Source organism: Streptomyces pluripotens (assembly GCF_000802245.2).
Classification (GTDB): Bacteria; Actinomycetota; Actinomycetes; order Streptomycetales; family Streptomycetaceae; genus Streptomyces; species Streptomyces pluripotens.
In genome coordinates, this window is record NZ_CP021080.1 from 444,369 (window position 1) to 460,173 (window position 15,805).

13 protein-coding genes and 1 pseudogene are annotated in these 15,805 nt (G+C 74.7%); 6 read left to right on the forward strand and 8 right to left on the reverse strand.

The genetic code is table 11. The features are described from left to right. Nucleotides 1–146 precede the first annotated feature (146 nt). On the reverse strand, nt 147–770 hold the full coding sequence (locus LK06_RS01875) for an RNA polymerase sigma factor (RefSeq protein ID WP_043435477.1): 624 nt from the start codon (nt 768–770) through the stop codon (nt 147–149). Nucleotides 771–1,036: 266 nt separating this feature from the next. On the opposite strand from LK06_RS01875, the gene LK06_RS01880 reads away from it, so the two are divergent. Next, a complete protein-coding gene (locus LK06_RS01880) occupies nt 1,037–2,089 on the forward strand; it encodes a MerR family transcriptional regulator (protein ID WP_043435478.1) in 1,053 nt (350 codons plus the stop codon). Nucleotides 2,090–2,176: 87 nt separating this feature from the next. Here the strand turns inward: LK06_RS01880 and LK06_RS01885 are convergent, their stop codons facing one another. Genes LK06_RS01885 through LK06_RS01900 form a run of 4 tightly spaced genes read right to left on the reverse strand, consistent with a single transcriptional unit; the run spans nt 2,177 to nt 7,096 of the window. Continuing rightward, nucleotides 2,177–3,187 (reverse strand): DUF5914 domain-containing protein, encoded by a 1,011-nt coding sequence (locus tag LK06_RS01885; protein WP_043435479.1) that lies wholly within the window; start codon nt 3,185–3,187, stop codon nt 2,177–2,179. Continuing rightward, entirely contained in the window at nt 3,184–4,203 is a 1,020-nt protein-coding gene (locus LK06_RS01890) for a phytoene/squalene synthase family protein (RefSeq protein WP_043405269.1), read from the reverse strand. The genes LK06_RS01885 and LK06_RS01890 overlap by 4 nt, the downstream gene beginning before the upstream one ends. Continuing rightward, on the reverse strand, nt 4,200–5,759 hold the full coding sequence (gene crtI / locus LK06_RS01895) for a phytoene desaturase family protein (protein WP_043435482.1): 1,560 nt from the start codon (nt 5,757–5,759) through the stop codon (nt 4,200–4,202). Before crtI ends, LK06_RS01890 begins: the two co-directional genes overlap by 4 nt. Beyond that, complete coding sequence (locus LK06_RS01900; protein WP_086083010.1) at nt 5,756–7,096, reverse strand: polyprenyl synthetase family protein; 1,341 nt, start codon at nt 7,094–7,096, stop codon at nt 5,756–5,758. The genes crtI and LK06_RS01900 overlap by 4 nt, the downstream gene beginning before the upstream one ends. A 243-nt stretch (nt 7,097–7,339) precedes the next feature. On the opposite strand from LK06_RS01900, the gene LK06_RS01905 reads away from it, so the two are divergent. The 4 genes from LK06_RS01905 to LK06_RS01915 all read left to right on the forward strand — a co-directional run bounded on the left by LK06_RS01905 (nt 7,340) and on the right by LK06_RS01915 (nt 11,170). Next, on the forward strand, nt 7,340–8,542 hold the full coding sequence (locus LK06_RS01905; RefSeq protein WP_043405373.1) for a lycopene cyclase family protein: 1,203 nt from the start codon (nt 7,340–7,342) through the stop codon (nt 8,540–8,542). A gap of 114 nt (nt 8,543–8,656) precedes the next feature. Then, nucleotides 8,657–8,806, forward strand: coding sequence for a hypothetical protein (locus LK06_RS32950; protein ID WP_159025136.1), 150 nt, complete (start codon nt 8,657–8,659; stop codon nt 8,804–8,806). Beyond that, nucleotides 8,803–10,365: an FAD-dependent oxidoreductase gene (locus LK06_RS01910; protein ID WP_039653885.1), complete on the forward strand. Its 1,563-nt coding sequence runs from the start codon at nt 8,803–8,805 to the stop codon at nt 10,363–10,365. Before LK06_RS32950 ends, LK06_RS01910 begins: the two co-directional genes overlap by 4 nt. A 325-nt stretch (nt 10,366–10,690) precedes the next feature. Continuing rightward, a complete protein-coding gene (locus LK06_RS01915; RefSeq protein WP_039653994.1) occupies nt 10,691–11,170 on the forward strand; it encodes a TspO/MBR family protein in 480 nt (159 codons plus the stop codon). A gap of 16 nt (nt 11,171–11,186) precedes the next feature. Here the strand turns inward: LK06_RS01915 and LK06_RS01920 are convergent, their stop codons facing one another. Both LK06_RS01920 and LK06_RS01925 read right to left on the reverse strand, forming a co-directional pair. Continuing rightward, nucleotides 11,187–12,110, reverse strand: a complete 924-nt coding sequence (locus LK06_RS01920; protein ID WP_039653883.1) for an SDR family oxidoreductase — start codon at nt 12,108–12,110, stop codon at nt 11,187–11,189. A gap of 108 nt (nt 12,111–12,218) precedes the next feature. After that, complete coding sequence (locus tag LK06_RS01925) at nt 12,219–12,800, reverse strand: DUF4383 domain-containing protein (RefSeq protein WP_043405262.1); 582 nt, start codon at nt 12,798–12,800, stop codon at nt 12,219–12,221. A 230-nt stretch (nt 12,801–13,030) separates the two neighbouring features. Here LK06_RS01925 and LK06_RS01930 point away from each other — a divergent pair, with 230 nt between their 5' ends. Continuing rightward, a complete protein-coding gene (locus LK06_RS01930; protein ID WP_043434518.1) occupies nt 13,031–14,275 on the forward strand; it encodes an NAD(P)/FAD-dependent oxidoreductase in 1,245 nt (414 codons plus the stop codon). Nucleotides 14,276–14,297: 22 nt separating this feature from the next. Here the strand turns inward: LK06_RS01930 and LK06_RS01935 are convergent. Next, a pseudogene (locus LK06_RS01935) lies at nt 14,298–15,805 on the reverse strand (cryptochrome/photolyase family protein).

Genomic DNA, 15,805 nt, shown 5'->3' on the forward strand with positions numbered 1-15,805 from the left:
GCACCCGGTGGGGGCCGGAAGGCGGAGCCGTACCGGCGCCGGACGTCGATGCCGCTGCGGGGGATACCTGGGGCTGCCTCGTGCGCCTCGCCCGGCGGCGCAGCCTCCTCGTCGCATCGATGGTGCAGCGGTCCAATACGCGCGCCTCAGGCGGCGCGCACGCCGTCGTCCTGCAGGCAGGTCCGAAGCCGGTCGAGCCCGCGGCGGGTGTGGCTCTTGACCGTGCCCAGCGGCCATCCGGTGACCGCCGCAATCTGCGTCTGGGTGAGGTCCTGGTAGAAGGCGAGCCGCAGGACGCGTCGCTGGGGAGCCGAGAGCCGGGCCAGGGCGGCGGTGACGACCAGGCGGTCCAGCGCGGTGTCGGGGTCGCGCTCCGGGGCCCGACTCGTCGCGGGTCGTTCGGCAGCCCGCGCGGTCAGTTCGGCGCGGCGGGCGCGCGCGGCGAGGGCGTCGGCCACCTTGCGCCGGGTGATGCCCGCGAGCCAGGCGGGGATCGGTCCCCGTTCGGCACGGTAGCCGGCGCGCCCGCGCCAGGCGGCTGCGAACACCTGCTGCGTCACGTCCTCGGCGTCCCGGCTGTCTCCCAGCGTCCGCCGGGCGAGCGCGTGAACGTATCCGGACCACCGCTGGTGCAGTTCCGACCAGTCCGTGCCGAGGCCGTCCGCCTCGGGGGCGGAAGACTCGGGGGCGGAAGACTCGGGGGCGGAAGACTCGACGGTCCGTGCGCAGGAGAGAGCCGTCTCGGGATGGATCGTCGCAAGCCGGTTCATCGCGTGCCTCCTGGGCGATCGGCGCCGGGTACGTCGTTCCGGCCTTGCCTCAGACTGCGCACGGGGGAAGTATGGGGACAACTCGCATCGTTCTCGCATCGATAGCTTCTCGTCACCGTCGTGTCCCGTTTCCACACCGTCGTGTCCCGCTTCCGCGGGCCAGCCGACAGCACCAGGACGCTGATCTTCGCCATGACCACGAGCACCCCGCCCCCACCTCCACCCCCACCGCCGAACCGGACGGCGCCCCACCGGCAGGCCAGACCATGACCGGCCCACCCGCCGAAGCGGCCGTCACCACGGGTGTGCTCGCCCGCCGGCTCGGTGTCTCGCCCACCACCCTGCGCTCCTGGGACCGTCGCTACGGGCTCGGTCCGACCGGGCGTTCGCCCGGTGGCCACCGCCGCTGGTCGCCCACGGACATCGCGATGGCGGAGGAGATGTGCCGGCTCACGGCCTCCGGAGCCCCGCCGGCGGAGGCGGCGCGCGTGGCCCTGCTGCGCTTCGCACCGGGCGGTGGGCAGGAGAGCCGCGAGGCGCCGGCACCCCGACCGCCCGGCCCTGGAGCGGTCCCGGACGTCCCGCCGGCCGCCGCGGCGGCGCGCCCCGGCGGCCCCGGCGGCGGGCTACCGCTCGGGGACGTGCGGCAGGAGTGCCGCGGCCTGGCCCGATCCGCGGTACGGCTGGACGCGCCGGAGCTCGACCATCGGTTGCGGGACGCCGTACGGCACCACGGCCTGGCGGTGGCGTGGGAGGAGGTGATGGTGCCGACGCTGCGCGCGGTGGGCCGCAAGTGGGAGTCGTCCGGTGACCGCTACGTGGAGGTCGAGCACCTGCTGTCCTGGCACATCTCCAGCACCCTGCGCAGCGCTCCGCTGCTGCTGCCCAGCGCTCCGCCGCCGGCCAAGGCCCCGCCCGTGGTGCTGGCCTGCACACCCGGCGAGCAGCACTCGCTGGCCCTGGAGGCGCTGACCGCCGCGCTGGGCGAGCGGGGCGTACCGACGCGGACACTGGGCGCGGCCGTGCCGGCGGAGGCGTTGCAGGCGTGCGTACGCCGCACCGGTCCGACCGCTGTCGTGCTGTGGGCGCAGACCCGCTCGACGGCCTCGGTGCCGCTGGCCCGGCACGTGGCCGGGCTCCAGTGGGGAGCGGCCGGCGCGCGGCGACGGCCCGTGGTGCTGCCGGCCGGACCGGGCTGGGGCCAGCCGGCGAGGTCGGGCTTTCCACACTGCACCGGGCTGCGGGACGCGGTGGCAGTCCTGAGCCGCCTCTACGACGAGGACCGCGGCGCACGCCCCGCGCCGGTCGGGGCCGGCTGACGCCCCCGGGCCTGCAGCAGCCCCCGGTCGGCGGGGCAAGCCGGACCGGGTGCCGGGACCGTCCCGCCCAGCCGGGGACCGTCCCACTCAGCCGGGGAATCGTCCCGCGGAACGCAGCGCCCAGCGGCGCTCGGCGTAGGCCAGGTCGTCGCGCCACAGCCGGCCGGCGACGGCTCGCACGACCGGGCGCAGCACCGGGGCGGCGCGACGGGCCACAGCGAAGCCGGTCCGCCCGGACGTGGCGATGACGGCCTCCACAACTGCCGTGCGCGGCTGTCCGCCGGCGTCCGGCCCGAGCGGGGTGGCGTGCGTCTCCACCACGGAGCCCTCCCCTTCGCCCGCCGTGATCCGCATGACGACGGTGCGCGGGCCGGGAGCGGTGAACACCGCGCGGACCGGGACGACGAGTCGCCCCGCCACTTTGAAGGACACGTCCACCGTGAACGAGTCGTCCTCCTCGCCCCGGGTGGGGGCTCGGACCACAGCCAGGTCGACGAAGGAGTACGGGTGGAACCAGGCACCGTGCCAGGGGTCGAGGCGGTTGGCGACCACGTCCTCCGGTTCGCAGGCGCCGACCCTGGTGTAGACGGCCGTCAGCGCCGCGGCCACCATCGGGCGCTCCGGCACCGCCGGGCGGTCTACGGGCTGTTCTCCCCCGACCTCGTCCAGCCGCACCCAGACCAGTACCCCGTCGTCATGGGCCGGCCACGGCTCCCAGCCGGCGAACGGCCCTCCGTCCAGGGCGAGCCCGTGCCAGCGGCACACCAGGGTGCCGCAGCGCACCGGGCTGTCCCCTAGGGGCGCCCCCAGGTGCGGACAGCTGCCCGGCCCGGCCACCAGACGCCCCTCTCCGTTCCGCCACAGGACGACCTCCCGCCCGGCCACGGAGCGGGCCATCGGGCGGTCGGGGCGCAGCGCGCGGGAGGCACCGACGACGTACCAGTTACCGGTGGGGCGGGCCTGGGCGCGTGCGAGTGCGTCGGCGATCAGCGCGGGGCTCGCTTCGCGCCAGGTGGGGCGCTGGCGTTCCCAGGCGACGGGGGCGCGGCGCAGGCTCACCGGCACACGACGGCGACGCGACGGTGGGACGGGGCTCACACGATCTCCTCGTGGCGGACCGGTGCGTGGGCGGTGCGGTGCACGGGCGGTACGGCGGCCGGTGCGGGCCGGCCGCGGGTCCTGCGGGCGGCGGTGCGGGCGGCGGCCAGCCGGATCAGGCCGTCGGCCGCGACCAGCGCCCGGCGCCGCCGAGGCACCACGGCGCGATGGCGGAGCACGGCGTACCCGGTGGCGGCGACCGCGTCCAGGATGCCGCCGTACAGGACGAACGCGGTGCGGATGCAGGGCTGGGAAACCGGGTCGAGCAGGGCCACGCCGGGCGCGGCGCGACGGTAGGCGGCGCGGGTGAGCGACGCGAACTCCTCGAACGCCGCCGTGACCCGGTGGTCGGTAGTGCCGGTGTCGCGGCAGTGGTGCAACAGGTCGCGGTGGACGCCGTGGGCGGCCAGGACGTCCTGGGGGATGTAGACCCGTCCGCGGTCCAGGTCCTCCCCCACGTCCCGCAGGAAGTTGGTGAGCTGGAAGGCAACGCCCAGTTCGGCCGCGTAGGGCTCGGCTTCCTCGCGCGGGCCCGGGGTGCCGAGGACGGGCAGCATCTGCAGGCCGATGACGGCGGCCGAGCCGTGCATGTAGCCGCGCAGCTCGGCGTAGGTGGCGTAGTCGGTGACCGTCAGGTCGCTGCGCATGGAGGCGAGGAAGTCGGTGAGGTGGCGGTGGTCGATGGCGTACCGGTGCGCGGTGTCGGCGAGTGCCCGCACCACCGGTTCGGCACCCGTGCCGCCGGCCAGGCCGCGGGCGAGGTCGGCGGCCAGCCGGTCGAGGGCAGCGGCGCGGACGTCCGGGCCGGCGGTGTCGTCGAGGGAGTCGACGATGTCGTCGGCCCAGCGGGCGAAGCCGTACAGCGCGTGCACGGCAGGGCGTTGGCCGGGGGTGAGCAGCCGGGTGGCGAGGAAGTAGGTGCGGCCGTGCCGTGCGTTCAGCTCGCGACAGCGGGTGTACGCGGCGCGGAGCTCCGGGTCGGTGACGCCGGCGGCGTCCAGCTCCCGGGCGGTCATGGGCGGGCTCCTTGGGGAGAACCCGGGGTCCGGATGCCCCGGGAGGCGGTGGTGCGGCCGGCGCGGGTCCCGCTGGTGACACCGGTGAGGCGAGCGGCAGCGAGCTTGCCCGACAGCAGGACGGGCGGTACTCCGACGCCAGGCGTGGTGCCGCAGCCGGCGAGGACGGCGTTGGTGGTGCCGCGCACCAGATTGCGGGGGCGGAACGGGCCGGTCTGGGCCATGCTGTGCGCGGCGGAGAAGGGGGTACCGGCCGCGTGGCCCTGCGCCGTCCAGTCGGCCGGGGTGACCAGGCACTCCTCCTCGATCGACGCGGCGATGCCGTCGAGTCCCCGGCGTTCCAGCTCGCGTAGCAGGCCGTCGCGGTAGCGAGGGCCGAGGTCGTGCCAGTCGGCGAGCCCGGGGCCGAGGCCGGTATGCGGGCAGGGGGCGAGGATGTAGTGCAGGTGCCGGCCTGGCGGAGCCAGCGCGGGGTCGGTGGCGGTGGGACGGGTGATCAGCAGGGAGGGGTCGCTCATCAGCTCGCCGGTGCGGGTGAGTTCGTCGAAGGTGCGCCGCCAGGCGTGTCCGAAGGACAGGGTGTGGTGGGCCAGTTGGGGCCAGGTGCGGTCACAGCCGGCGTGCAGGACGACGGCCGAGGGGGCGTGCCGCAGCCGCACCGGGCGGCGCGGGGTGCGGCCGAGGAGGCGGTAGGCCGCCGGCAGTTCCGGGGTCAGGACGACGGCGTCGCAGGGGATGCGTCCCTCGTCGGTGATCACGGCGGTGATCCGGTCGCCTAAGCGTTCCAGTGAGGTGACGGGCCGGCCGTAGTGGAGGACGGCGCCGGCCTCCTCGGCCGCCTCGGCCATCGCACGCGGCAGGGCGTGCATGCCACCGCGCGGGAAGTACACGCCGGCGACGGTGTCCATGTAGGCGATGACCGCATAGGCGGCGAGGGCGCGCGTCGGGGGCACGCCCGCGTAGAGGGCCTGGAAGGTGAAGACACGGCGCAGCCGCTCGTCGCGCAGATGGCGGGCCACGGCTGACTCCCAGCGTCCGAAGCCGCCGAGCACGGCGAGCCGCACCAGGTCGGGACCGAGCAGCTGCCGGGCGGAGTCGAAGTCGGCGTCGAGGAAACGGTGTCGCTCGGCCCGGTACAGCTCGGTCAGCCACTGCCGCAGCCGGTGGTAGCCGGCTGCTTCGGCCGGGCCGGCGAAGCGTTCCACCTCCGCCTCCATCGCGTCGGCGTCGGTGTGCACGTCGAGCGTAGCGCCGTCAGCGAAGGACGCGCGGTAGGCCGGGTGCAGCGGCATCAGATCGATGCGGTCGTACATCGACGCGCCGACCGCGGCGAACGCCTCGTCCGCGACCTCCGGCATGGTCAGTACGGTGGGACCGGTGTCGATGCGATAGCCGGCGCGCTCGATCCGGCCGGCACGCCCGCCGGGACCGGCGTCGCGTTCGACGACGGTCACCCGGCGGCCCGCGCCGAGGAGGTGCAGGGCGGCGGACAGGCCGGCGAGCCCGGCGCCGACGACCACCACGTGGTCGGTGGGTCCCTTCAGGGATCGACTCACCGTTCTCCCCCCACGGCCGGGGAAGCGACGAGCGCGGCGGCGAGCGGCAGACCGCCGGCCGGTTCGGGCACCGCTCCGTGGGCCCCGGTGACCTCGGCGAACAGCGTGCGCAACTCGGCCGCCGGGCGGGGCTCCAGGTCCACGTCGGCGAGGTGGCGCAGGGCCTGCCCGGACAACCGCTCGATCTTGCCCCGGACCAGGTCAGGGGCGCCGGTCGCGGTCACGGCGGAGCGCACCCGGTCCAGGGCGTCCTCGCTCAGGTCGGGCCGGCCCAGCGAGGTGTCCAGCACGGCGAGCGCGGTCCGGTTCCCGTCCGCGGCGGCGCGGGCGCGGGCCACCGCCAGGAGGTAGGTGGGCTTGCCTTCGCGCACGTCGCCACCGGAGGGTTTGCCGGTGACGGCGGGGTCGGTGAACAGGTCGTCGAGGTCGTCCCGCAGTTGGAAGGCGAGGCCGGCGCAGCGGCCGGCCCGGCACAGTGCGCGCGTGGTGCCTGCGCTGGCGCCCGCGAGGACGGTGCCGAGTTCCAGGGGGCGCTCGACGCTGTACAGGGCACTCTTGAGGCACGCGGCGCGCACGGCCGGGGTCAGGGTGCGCACGCCGGTCGCCTGGCCCTGTACGTCGAGGTACTGGCCGGCCACCATCTCCATGCGTGTGGCACGCCAGACGTCCCGCATCCCCCGGGCGGCGCCGGGCGGTAGGTCGCCCTCCTCAACCAGCAGGTCTGTCACCAGGTCGTCGGCCCAGGCCAGGGCCAGGTCGCCAGCGAGCACGGCCGCTGCCTCGCCGAGCCGGCGCGCCGCCATGGGCGCCGAATCGGCGTACTGCTCGGCAACGGCACGGTGTAGAGCGGGCCGGCCACGGCGTGTCGGGGCAGCGTCCATCAGGTCGTCGTGGACGAGGGCGCAGGTCTGCAGCAGCTCCAGCGCCGCGCCGGCGTGCAGGGCTGCCCGTACCTGGGATGCCTCGCCACCACCGCAGGCCCGCAGCGACCACCACAGCAGGCGGGGGCGGATACGCCGTCCACCGCACAGGGCGAAGTCAGCGACCCGCTCCGCCAGGTCCCGGGCGAAGAGCGTGTCGAGGGCTCGGCCCCGGGCCAGCCGGGCGGCCAGCAGCCGGGCGAGCACCGCGCGGACCGCACCCGCGACGTCGCCGTCGACGACACGGGGGTCTCCGCCCCGGCCCAGGCCGTCCTCGCTGTACTCGCCGTGCTCGCCGTGCTCGCCGTACTCGGCCGCCGGGCCGCGGGTGCCGTCGGGCGGTCCGTCGTTTCGAGAGCGGTCGGGCGGCGCACCCGGCGGTGCCGTGTGCCGGTGGCTGGCCTCGGTGGAGCGCATCGCGGTTCCTCTCGCACGTCGTGACATCGCTACATCTGACATTCCGCTTGCGGCACCGAACCGGATGCGCCGTTCGGCTGATGCATCGGGGACAGGCCGCACGCGAACGGCCGCGCGGTGCATCCGGACGGTCCGGTCGTCTGGAAGATGCGTGGTACCCGGCCCGGTGCGACAGCGCGGGACGAGGAAGACCGCCGAGGCGTCGGCAACACGGCGTCGGCGACACGGGAAGGAGCGTCCGGGGTGGAACTGAAGGCCGACGTCGCCGTGGTGGGCGCCGGAGCGGCCGGGCTGTCGCTCGCGGTACGACTGGCCCGGCCGCCGACGGGCGCCGAGCCGCCGCGCACGGTCCTGCTGGCCGCCCCGCCGGGTCCCGTGCGGACCGCGCCGCGCACCTGGTGCTTCTGGGAACCGGACGGCGGCCCCTACGACGGGGAACTGACCGCGTCCTGGGAACGGCTGCGGGTACACGGGACCGACGGCACGGCCGTGACGACGAGCACCACCCCCCTGCGCTACAAGATGCTGCGCTCCGACGCCTTCGAGGCGATGGCCGAGCGCGCTGCTGCGGACAGCGGCGGGCGGGTGACGCGTGTCGAGGCGGCCGTCCACCGGATCACCCCGGCGCAGGGCGGCGCCGTCGTGGTGCACGCCCGGCGCTCGGACGGCACCGAAGTCACCGTACGGGCCCGACACGTGTTCGACTCCCGGCCGCTGCCCCGTCTCCCGCCCGCTCGGACGACGCTGCTCCAGCACTTCCGCGGCTGGTTCGTCCGCACCACGGGTCCTGCCTTCGAGCCGTCCGTGGTGGAGCTGATGGACTTCCGCACGCCGCAGCCGGCGCGCGGGCTGTCCTTCGGCTACGTCCTGCCCGTCGGCCCGAGCGAGGCGCTCGTGGAGTACACGGAGTTCTCCCACCGCCCCCTCGACTGCGCCGCGTACGACAAGGCCCTGCGGGACTACAGCACACGGGTGCTCGGTCTGGACGGCTATGAGGTCATCGGGTGCGAACAGGGTGTGGTCCCGATGACGGACGCCGTCTTCCCCCGGCGGACCGCGCCGGGCGTGTACCGGATCGGTGCCTGTGCGGGGGCCACCCGCCCCTCCACCGGCTACACCTTCAGCGCCGTCCAACGGCAGACGTGCGTCGTGGCCGCCGCGCTCCACGACGGCCGGGACCCGCTGCCCCCGCGGCCCCACCCCGCGCGCGCCCGCCTGATGGACGCGACGCTGCTGCACGCCCTCGACCGCGGCCGGGTGGACGGCCCGGCCTTCTTCACCCGCCTCTTCACGGCCGTGCCCACTCCGCGGCTGCTGCGGTTCCTGGACGGCCGCACCGGTCTCACGGAGGACCTGGGTATCGGCCTGCACGTGCCCGTCGCGGCAATGCTCGTCTCTGCCCTGTCCCTGCCCTTCACCCCCCGCCGGAGCCCTCCCGCCGTCTGACGTCTGACACCGCGAGCCATGGCCGCATGCCCCGCCGCGGGCAGCGGCTACACCCCCAGCACCCCTCCTGGGTGATGCCCCCCACCGCCGCCCGACGCAGAAAGCCGCTGCCGCATGTCCCCCGACGACACCGACGCCCAGCGCCGCACGCCCCTGCTGCGAGGTGCCGAACTGGCCGGAGCCTTCGACCACTCCGTGGTGACCCGCTGGTCGGCGGACAGTGCGCAGCCGCGCAGCACCGGAGACGAGGAGAACCCGCGATGACCCAGCGCACCCGGCACCCCCTGCCCCGCCCCGGACGGGACCGGCGGGCCCGTCTGTTGCCCGCCGGTCCGGGCGCCCTGCGCGCGGACCCGGCGATGCCGCCGCACGCCGCGGTGGTCGGCGGCGGCATCGCCGGGCTCGCCGCGGCCACCGCGCTGACCGAGCGCGGGGTGCGGGTCACCCTGTACGAGCGTGAGGCGCAGCTAGGGGGACGGCTGGCCGGATGGCCCACCCGGCTGGCCGACACCAGCACGGTGACGATGAGCCGCGGGTTCCACGCCTTCTTCCCGCAGTACTACAACCTGCGGGCCCTGCTGCGCCGTACCGATCCTGCCCTGTCCCGACTTACCGGTCTGCCCGACTACCCCCTGCGCCACGCCTCCGGCGCGTGCGACAGCTTCCGGCACGTGCCGCGCACCCCGCCGCTCAGCGCGCTCGGCTTCGTCGCGCTCAGCCCCTCCTTCCAGGTGCGCGACCTGGCGGGGATGAACGTGCGGGCGGCGTTGCCGCTGCTGGACGTGCGGGTGCCCGAGGTGTACGACCGGCTCGACCGGACCAGCGCCCACGACTTCCTGGAGGCGATCCGCTTCCCCGCGGCGGCACGGCACCTGGCCTTCGAGGTGTTCTCCCGCAGCTTCTTCGCCGACCCGCGCCTGCTGTCCGCGGCCGAGATGGCGCTGATGTTCCACATCTACTTCCTCGGCTCGGCGGAAGGCCTGCTGTTCGACGTGCCCACCGAACCGTTCCCGCAGGCCCTGTGGGCCCCGCTCGCCCGGTATCTGACCCGCCGCGGGGCCGACCTGCGCACATCGGCGGCCGTCGAGGCGGTCACAGCGCTGCCGGACGGTGGTTTCACCGTCGCCGACGGCACAGCCGAGGAACACCACGACGCGGTGGTACTCGCGACAGACCTTGCTCCGCTGCGTGCCCTGGTCGCCCGCTCCGAGACCCTGGGCGACGAACCGTGGCGTGCCCGAGTGGCGCGACTGCGCACCGCGCCGGCGTTCCTGGTCTCCCGGCTGTGGCTGGACCGGCCGGTCCGCGACGACCGGCCCGGCTTCCTGGGCACCAGCGGGTACGGCCCACTGGACAACGTCAGTGTCCTGGACCGTTGGGAGGGCGAGGCCGCCCGTTGGGCCGCCCGCACGGGCGGCTCGGTGCTGGAACTGCACGCCTACGCGTTGCCCGGCGACACCAGCCGTAAGACGCGGCAGAAGGAGTTGCTCGGCGAGCTGCACCGGGTCTACCCCGAAACGTGCACCGCCCGGGTGGTGGACTCCCGCCAGGAGTGGCACGCCGACTGCCCGCTGTTCCCCGTCGGCGGCTACGCCGACCGGCCCGCCGTGCACACACCCACGCCGGGCCTGGTCGTCGCGGGCGACGCCGTGCGCACCGGACTGCCGGTGGCGCTGATGGAGCGGGCGGCGACCAGCGGTTTCCTCGCCGCCAACACCCTCCTCGGCCGCTGGGGCCTGCGCGGGCACCCGCTGTGGACGGTGCCCGACGGAGGTCGCGGCGCTGTCCTGCGCCGGGCCGCTCGGCTCGCCGACGGCAGATGACGCCTTCGACGGCCGCTCCCCGGTCCTCGGCACCGAGGGCGGATGCGCCGGGCAGCGGGAAGAAGGTCTCGGGGGGCCTCGCCGTCGCACGCGGCTCGGTGGCACCGGTCGACTGCGACTGCGGGTGAGTGGTCGGCGACCGGCGCACATATCCCTGCCGGCGCTTGCGGTCCCGCCCACCCGCGGTGCCGTAGCGGCGCGTGACCGCACCACGGGCCGGCTGGACGTGGTGCCCTGCGAGGTTCACGGCTCGTGATCTGGCTCGTGAAAAACGCGTGCGCGGGGGAATTCATCCCGTATGAGGCTCATCAGCACACTCAGCGACGTGCCCCCGCCCAGCGCCCGGCTGCGCTACGGCGCGGCGGCGACGGCGGTGGCCGCCGCGGCCGTGACCGGAGCCTGGGCGGTCGACGCGGACAGCGCCTGGTACCGCGCGCTGCGCAAGCCCAACTGGCAACCGCCTTCCTGGGCGTTCGGCGCCGTGTGGACGCCGTTGTACGCCGCGATCGCCTATGCGACCGGTCACGCGTTGGGCCGGACCGGGGACGTAGGCCGGCGCCGGAGGCTCGTGCAAAGCCTGGCCGTGAACCTGGCGCTGAACGCGGGCTGGAACTGGCTGTTCTTCGCCCTCCGCAGTCCCGCCGCCGGGCTGGCCGGCACGCTGCTCCTCGATGTGAGCAACGCCGACCTGTTGCGGCGTACCGCCCGCGTCGACCGTTCGGCGACGTTGATGCTCGCGCCGTACGCCGCCTGGTGCTGCTTCGCGACGGCGCTGAACGCCTCGATCGTCCGCCGCAACCGGTAGCCGGGCATCTGCCCGGCTACCGCGATGGTGCGGATCGGCCGCGTGCGGCGGACGTGTAGGCCTCCCAGTCAGCGCGCCCGACCGCACCCATGACCCCGGTGTCCGACGCGAGTTCGACGGCGGACGTGCGGTGCAGCTCGCGGCGGGCGACGCGCGTGACGAGGGCGGGGAACAGCGGTCGCAGCGGCTGGCACCAGCGCAGCCAGGACGGGGCGTAGATCTGGGCGGAGCGGCGCTCGACACCGGCTGCGAGCCAGGCGGCCACCTGCTCGGGCGTGTGCACACGGCGGGCGAACCTTGGCTGGTGGGCGCGCAGGGCACGCAGCACCGGGTGGTCGTCCAGTCCAGTGATCATGTCCGTGGCGGTCCAGTGCGGATAGGCGATGCCGACCGCGATCCCGTCGGGCTCGACCTCGCCGCGCAGGGCCTGGGCGAAGGACTCCACCCCCGCCTTGGACGCGCAGTAGGCGCTCATCATCGGCGCCGAGCCGAAGGCGGCCGTGGAGGCGATCTGCAGGAAGTAGCCGTGCGTGTGGGCGAGCTGGGGCAAGAAGGCACGGGCGGTGTTGGCGGAGCCGGTCAGGTTGACGTCGACGACGTGCCGCCATAGGCCGGGGTCGGTCAGGCGGAAGGGACCGCCCGCCGCGACGCCCGCGTTGGCCACGACCACCGAAGCATCGCCGAACCGGTCGGCCACCTGCCGTGCGGCCCCGTCGAGTGCCTCCGTGTCCGTGACGTCCGCCTCGACGCACAGGCTGGGGGTGGTGAGCGCGGACGCGGCGGCGTGCAGGGGCTGCGCCTCGCGGCCGAGTAGGGCGACGCGCATACCGGCCTCGGACAGGCACCGCGCCAGCGCCTCGCCGATCCCGCGGGCGGCTCCTGTGACGACGGCGACACGGCCTCGCAGGGGCGAGTTCTGGGCTCTGCCGGTGGGGTACATGGGAAGTCCCTCGCTTTCGGTGGTTCCGGACGACCTCGCAGGGGGCCGGCCTCCCCGTGCAGGAACAGCACGAGGTGGACCGGCCGTGCTGCGGGACGTGCCTGCACGTCACTGCCGCGAACGAGCCGCCGACGCAACGGAGCCCTGCCGCAGGGCCGGTGCTCCGGACATCTGCCGGGCCGCCGGCGCATGCTGCCGGCGGCGGGCGGCCAGCGACTCCTGGGCCGCCTCGCGCGGATGACGGCGGCGCCAGTAGGGGTTGTCGTGCGGCAGCTTGCCCGACACGCGGCCGTACATGCCGAAGGTCGCGATGAGCAGCCCCATGACGTAGCTGAAGAAGACGTTCGCCATACCGAAGCCGAGGATGTTGGCGGGCCGATCGAGGATGAAGGTGTGCACGAACCCGCTCAGCACGAACAGCGCCCCGATGGTGATGTTCACAGCCGAGGCGACGTTCCCGCCGATCGCCGCGCCAGTCAGCAGGAGCAGCCCGAACAGCACGGAGACCAGGCTGAGCAGCCCGTTGGTCGACATGCCCGCGATGCGGGTGCCGTCGGTGTCGAACGGGCTGAGCCGGTCGGCGAAGCCCAGTGCACCGAAGACCAGCAGGACGACACCGCACAGTCCGGCGCCGTAGCGGTAGACGGTGGCCAGGTGGTGGTCCACCGGCAGTTCGTCGCGAAGTCTCATGGAACGTCCTTTCCGACGCCTGCGAGCCCCCTGTCTTCCGTGGGCTGCGGCCGTGCGGCCTCACCCACGCGTCACCGACCTCTTCCGGTGGCAGACACCGATCGGTTGCAGACCCCGCGGGTGAAGGCCGTCCGGACGCCGGCGCGCATCCGCAACCGTGCGTGAAGGGGAAGGAAGAGACGGACGGTGCGCGTCCCACCGGGCCGGACGCGCCGGAAGGGTGGACGGAAATGACGAGCGGGCGGACGGCGGAGCCGTGGGACGTGATCGTCGTGGGTGCCGGGCTCGCCGGGCTGGCCTGTGCCCGGGACCTGCACGCGCTGGGGCTGCGGGTACGGGTGCTGGAGGCCGGGGACCGGGTCGGCGGCCGGGTGTGCACCGACCTGGTCGAGGGCTGCGTGGTGGACCGGGGGTTCCAGGTGTTCAATACCGCCTACCCTCAGGTGCGCGGCCGCCTGCCGCTGCGCGACCTGCGACTGCGGCCGTTCACGCCCGGCTTCCTGATGCACGACGGCGGGCTGCGGCTGCGGTTCGCCGATCCGAGACGGGCGCCCGGGCAGGCGCTGAGCGGTCTGGCCCGTGGTCTGGCAGGGCCCCGGGACCTGGCGGCGCTGGCCGCGCTGACCGGCCGCGACGCGCTGGCCCCGGCGGTGCTGGTACGGCGGGCACCCGATGTCTCCACGCGGCGGGCACTGGCGGCGGCCGGTTTCAGCGACGGATTCGTGGAGCGGTTCTTCCGACCGTTCCTGTCGGGGGTGTTCCTGGAAGACGACCTGGTCACCTCCGGACGGTTCTTCCACCTGGTGTGGCGCAGCATGGCGCGCGGCACGCTCTGCCTGCCCGCCGCGGGGATCGGTGCCGTGCCCGAACAGCTGGCGTCCGCACTGCCCCCCGACACGGTCGCGCGGGAGTCGCCGGTGAGGGCCCTGACCGATGACGGCGTCCTCGACCACGACGGGCGTACGGTGCCGGCGCGGGCGGTGGTCGTGGCGACGGACGCGGCGACGGCGGCCCGGCTGCTGCCCGGTGTGGTGGTACCGCCGTACCGCTCGGTCACCACCCTCTACCACCTCGCCCCCCGCTCGCCGCTGGGCGAGCCGACCCTGCTCACGGACGTGCGGCGGCGCTTCGCCAACAGCGTCGTGCTGAGCGAGGTCCACCCCGGTTACGCGCCGCGCGGGTACGCGCTGGTGGCGACCTCCGTCCTGGGCAGCGACGGCCGAGACCGCGAGGAGGCGGTGCGGGAGGCGCTCGCCGAGTGCTACGACGCGGACACGGCAGGCTGGGAACTGCTCACCGTCCGCACGGTGGCCGCCGCCCTGCCCGCGATGGAGCCGCCGCTGCCGCTCAGCCGCCGTACCCGGGTGACCGCCGGACGGTACGTGTGCGGCGACCACCGGGCCACCGGGTCGCTGCAGGGGGCACTGGCCTCGGGGGCGCGGGCGGCCCGGGAGGTGGCCGCGGACCTCGGCTGAACGCGTGGGCTGGTGGACCGGGTCAGGGCGGCTGCCGGTCCCAGCGCCGGTCGGCGGCCAGCACCTCGTCCAAGTCGCCGAGCCGGTCCAGGCCCTGCACGGCGCGGGAGGTGCGTCGGTTGCCGGCGAGCAGAGCGCGGTGGCGTCGGGCGAAGGCCCAGTAGCCGGTGGTGTAGGGGCAGGCCCGTTCCCCGGTGCGGTCGCCGGGGCGGTAGGCGCAGCCGTCGCACAGGTCGCTCATGCGGTGGATGTAGGCGCCGGCCGAGGTGTAGGGCTTGGTGGTCATCAGGCCGCCGTCGGCGTACTGGGACATGCCGGTGACGTTGGGCAGCATCACCCAGTCGTAGCCGTCGACGAAGCAGCGGTGGAACCAGTCGGTGACCGCCCGCGGGTCCCAGCCGCGCTGGAGGGCGTAGTTGCCGAGCACCATCAGGCGCGGGATGTGGTGGGTCCAGCCGGTGTCGCGCACCTGGGCGAGGATGGTGGCCAGGCAGCGAGCGGTCACGGCGTGGGCATCGAGTTCCCGGAACCAGTCCGGCAGCGGGGCGTGGTGGCGCAGGGCGTTGCGGTGCCGGTACTCCTCACCGAAGTACCAGTACAACTGCCACACGAACTCGCGCCAGCCGGCGACCTGCCGGACGAAGCCCTCGACGCTGTTGAGGGGGGCGCGGCCGGCACGCCAGGCATCCTCGGCGGCGGTGACCACCTCCAGCGGGTCGAGCAGCCCGAGGTTGAGGGAGGACGACAGCAGGCTGTGGCTCAACACCGGGTCGCCGGCGAGCATGGCGTCCTCATGCGGACCGAACCCGGCGAGCCGGTGCTCGGTGAAGCGGCGCAGGGCGGCGAGGGCCTCACGTCGGGTGGCGGGGAAGAGGCGGGGCCCGTCGCGGCCGACGAAGCGGATGCCGTCCTCGCGCTCCCAGCGGTCGAGATCGGCGCGGACCTGCTCGTCGATGTCGTCCTCGCGGGGCTGGTACGGCCGCGGTGCGCTGAGGGTGCGCTTCCCCCGGGGCGGGGGCTCGCGGTTGGCGTGGTCGTGGTTCCAGCGTCCGCCGGCCGGTGTGTCGCCGTCCTCCATGAGCAGGTCCAGCTCGCGGCGCACCCAGCGGTAGAAGTCCTCGTGACGCAACCGCCCCCCGTCACGTCCCTCCGCCCAGGCGCGGAACGCACCGTGCGGCAGCAGGAAGCCGCGCGCGGGCAGCACGCTGATCTGCTCCAGGGAGCGGACCAGGCGCAGGGCGGCGCGCGAGGTCGGATGGTGCACAGTGACGGCATCGTCGCCGACGGCCTCGCGCAGGCCCTCCCGGTACGTCTCCGTGCGCACGTGATGCACGCGGTCGCCGAGTTCGGCGGCCCGGTGGCGCATCGCGGACAACACCACATGGGCCTTGGCCCGGTGGAAACGGCGCCGGCGGAACACCGAGCGGGCCTCGATCATCACCACCGGGGCGTCGCGGGCCGGACCGCCGTCGCGGGGGCGAGGAAGTGCGGACCGAGTTGGTCTCCGAACAACCAATGGGGGCCGGTCAC

Coding starts and splice junctions, on each gene's coding strand:
- LK06_RS01930 (WP_043434518.1), top strand. CDS start 13,031: ATGACGAGCGGGCGGACGGCGGAGCCGTGGGACGTGATCGTCGTGGGT.
- LK06_RS01880 (WP_043435478.1), top strand. CDS start 1,037: ATGACCGGCCCACCCGCCGAAGCGGCCGTCACCACGGGTGTGCTCGCC.
- LK06_RS01910 (WP_039653885.1), top strand. CDS start 8,803: ATGACCCAGCGCACCCGGCACCCCCTGCCCCGCCCCGGACGGGACCGG.
- LK06_RS01890 (WP_043405269.1), bottom strand. CDS start 4,203: ATGACCGCCCGGGAGCTGGACGCCGCCGGCGTCACCGACCCGGAGCTC.
- LK06_RS01875 (WP_043435477.1), bottom strand. CDS start 770: ATGAACCGGCTTGCGACGATCCATCCCGAGACGGCTCTCTCCTGCGCA.
- LK06_RS32950 (WP_159025136.1), top strand. CDS start 8,657: ATGTCCCCCGACGACACCGACGCCCAGCGCCGCACGCCCCTGCTGCGA.
- LK06_RS01925 (WP_043405262.1), bottom strand. CDS start 12,800: ATGAGACTTCGCGACGAACTGCCGGTGGACCACCACCTGGCCACCGTC.
- LK06_RS01920 (WP_039653883.1), bottom strand. CDS start 12,110: ATGTACCCCACCGGCAGAGCCCAGAACTCGCCCCTGCGAGGCCGTGTC.
- LK06_RS01900 (WP_086083010.1), bottom strand. CDS start 7,096: ATGCGCTCCACCGAGGCCAGCCACCGGCACACGGCACCGCCGGGTGCG.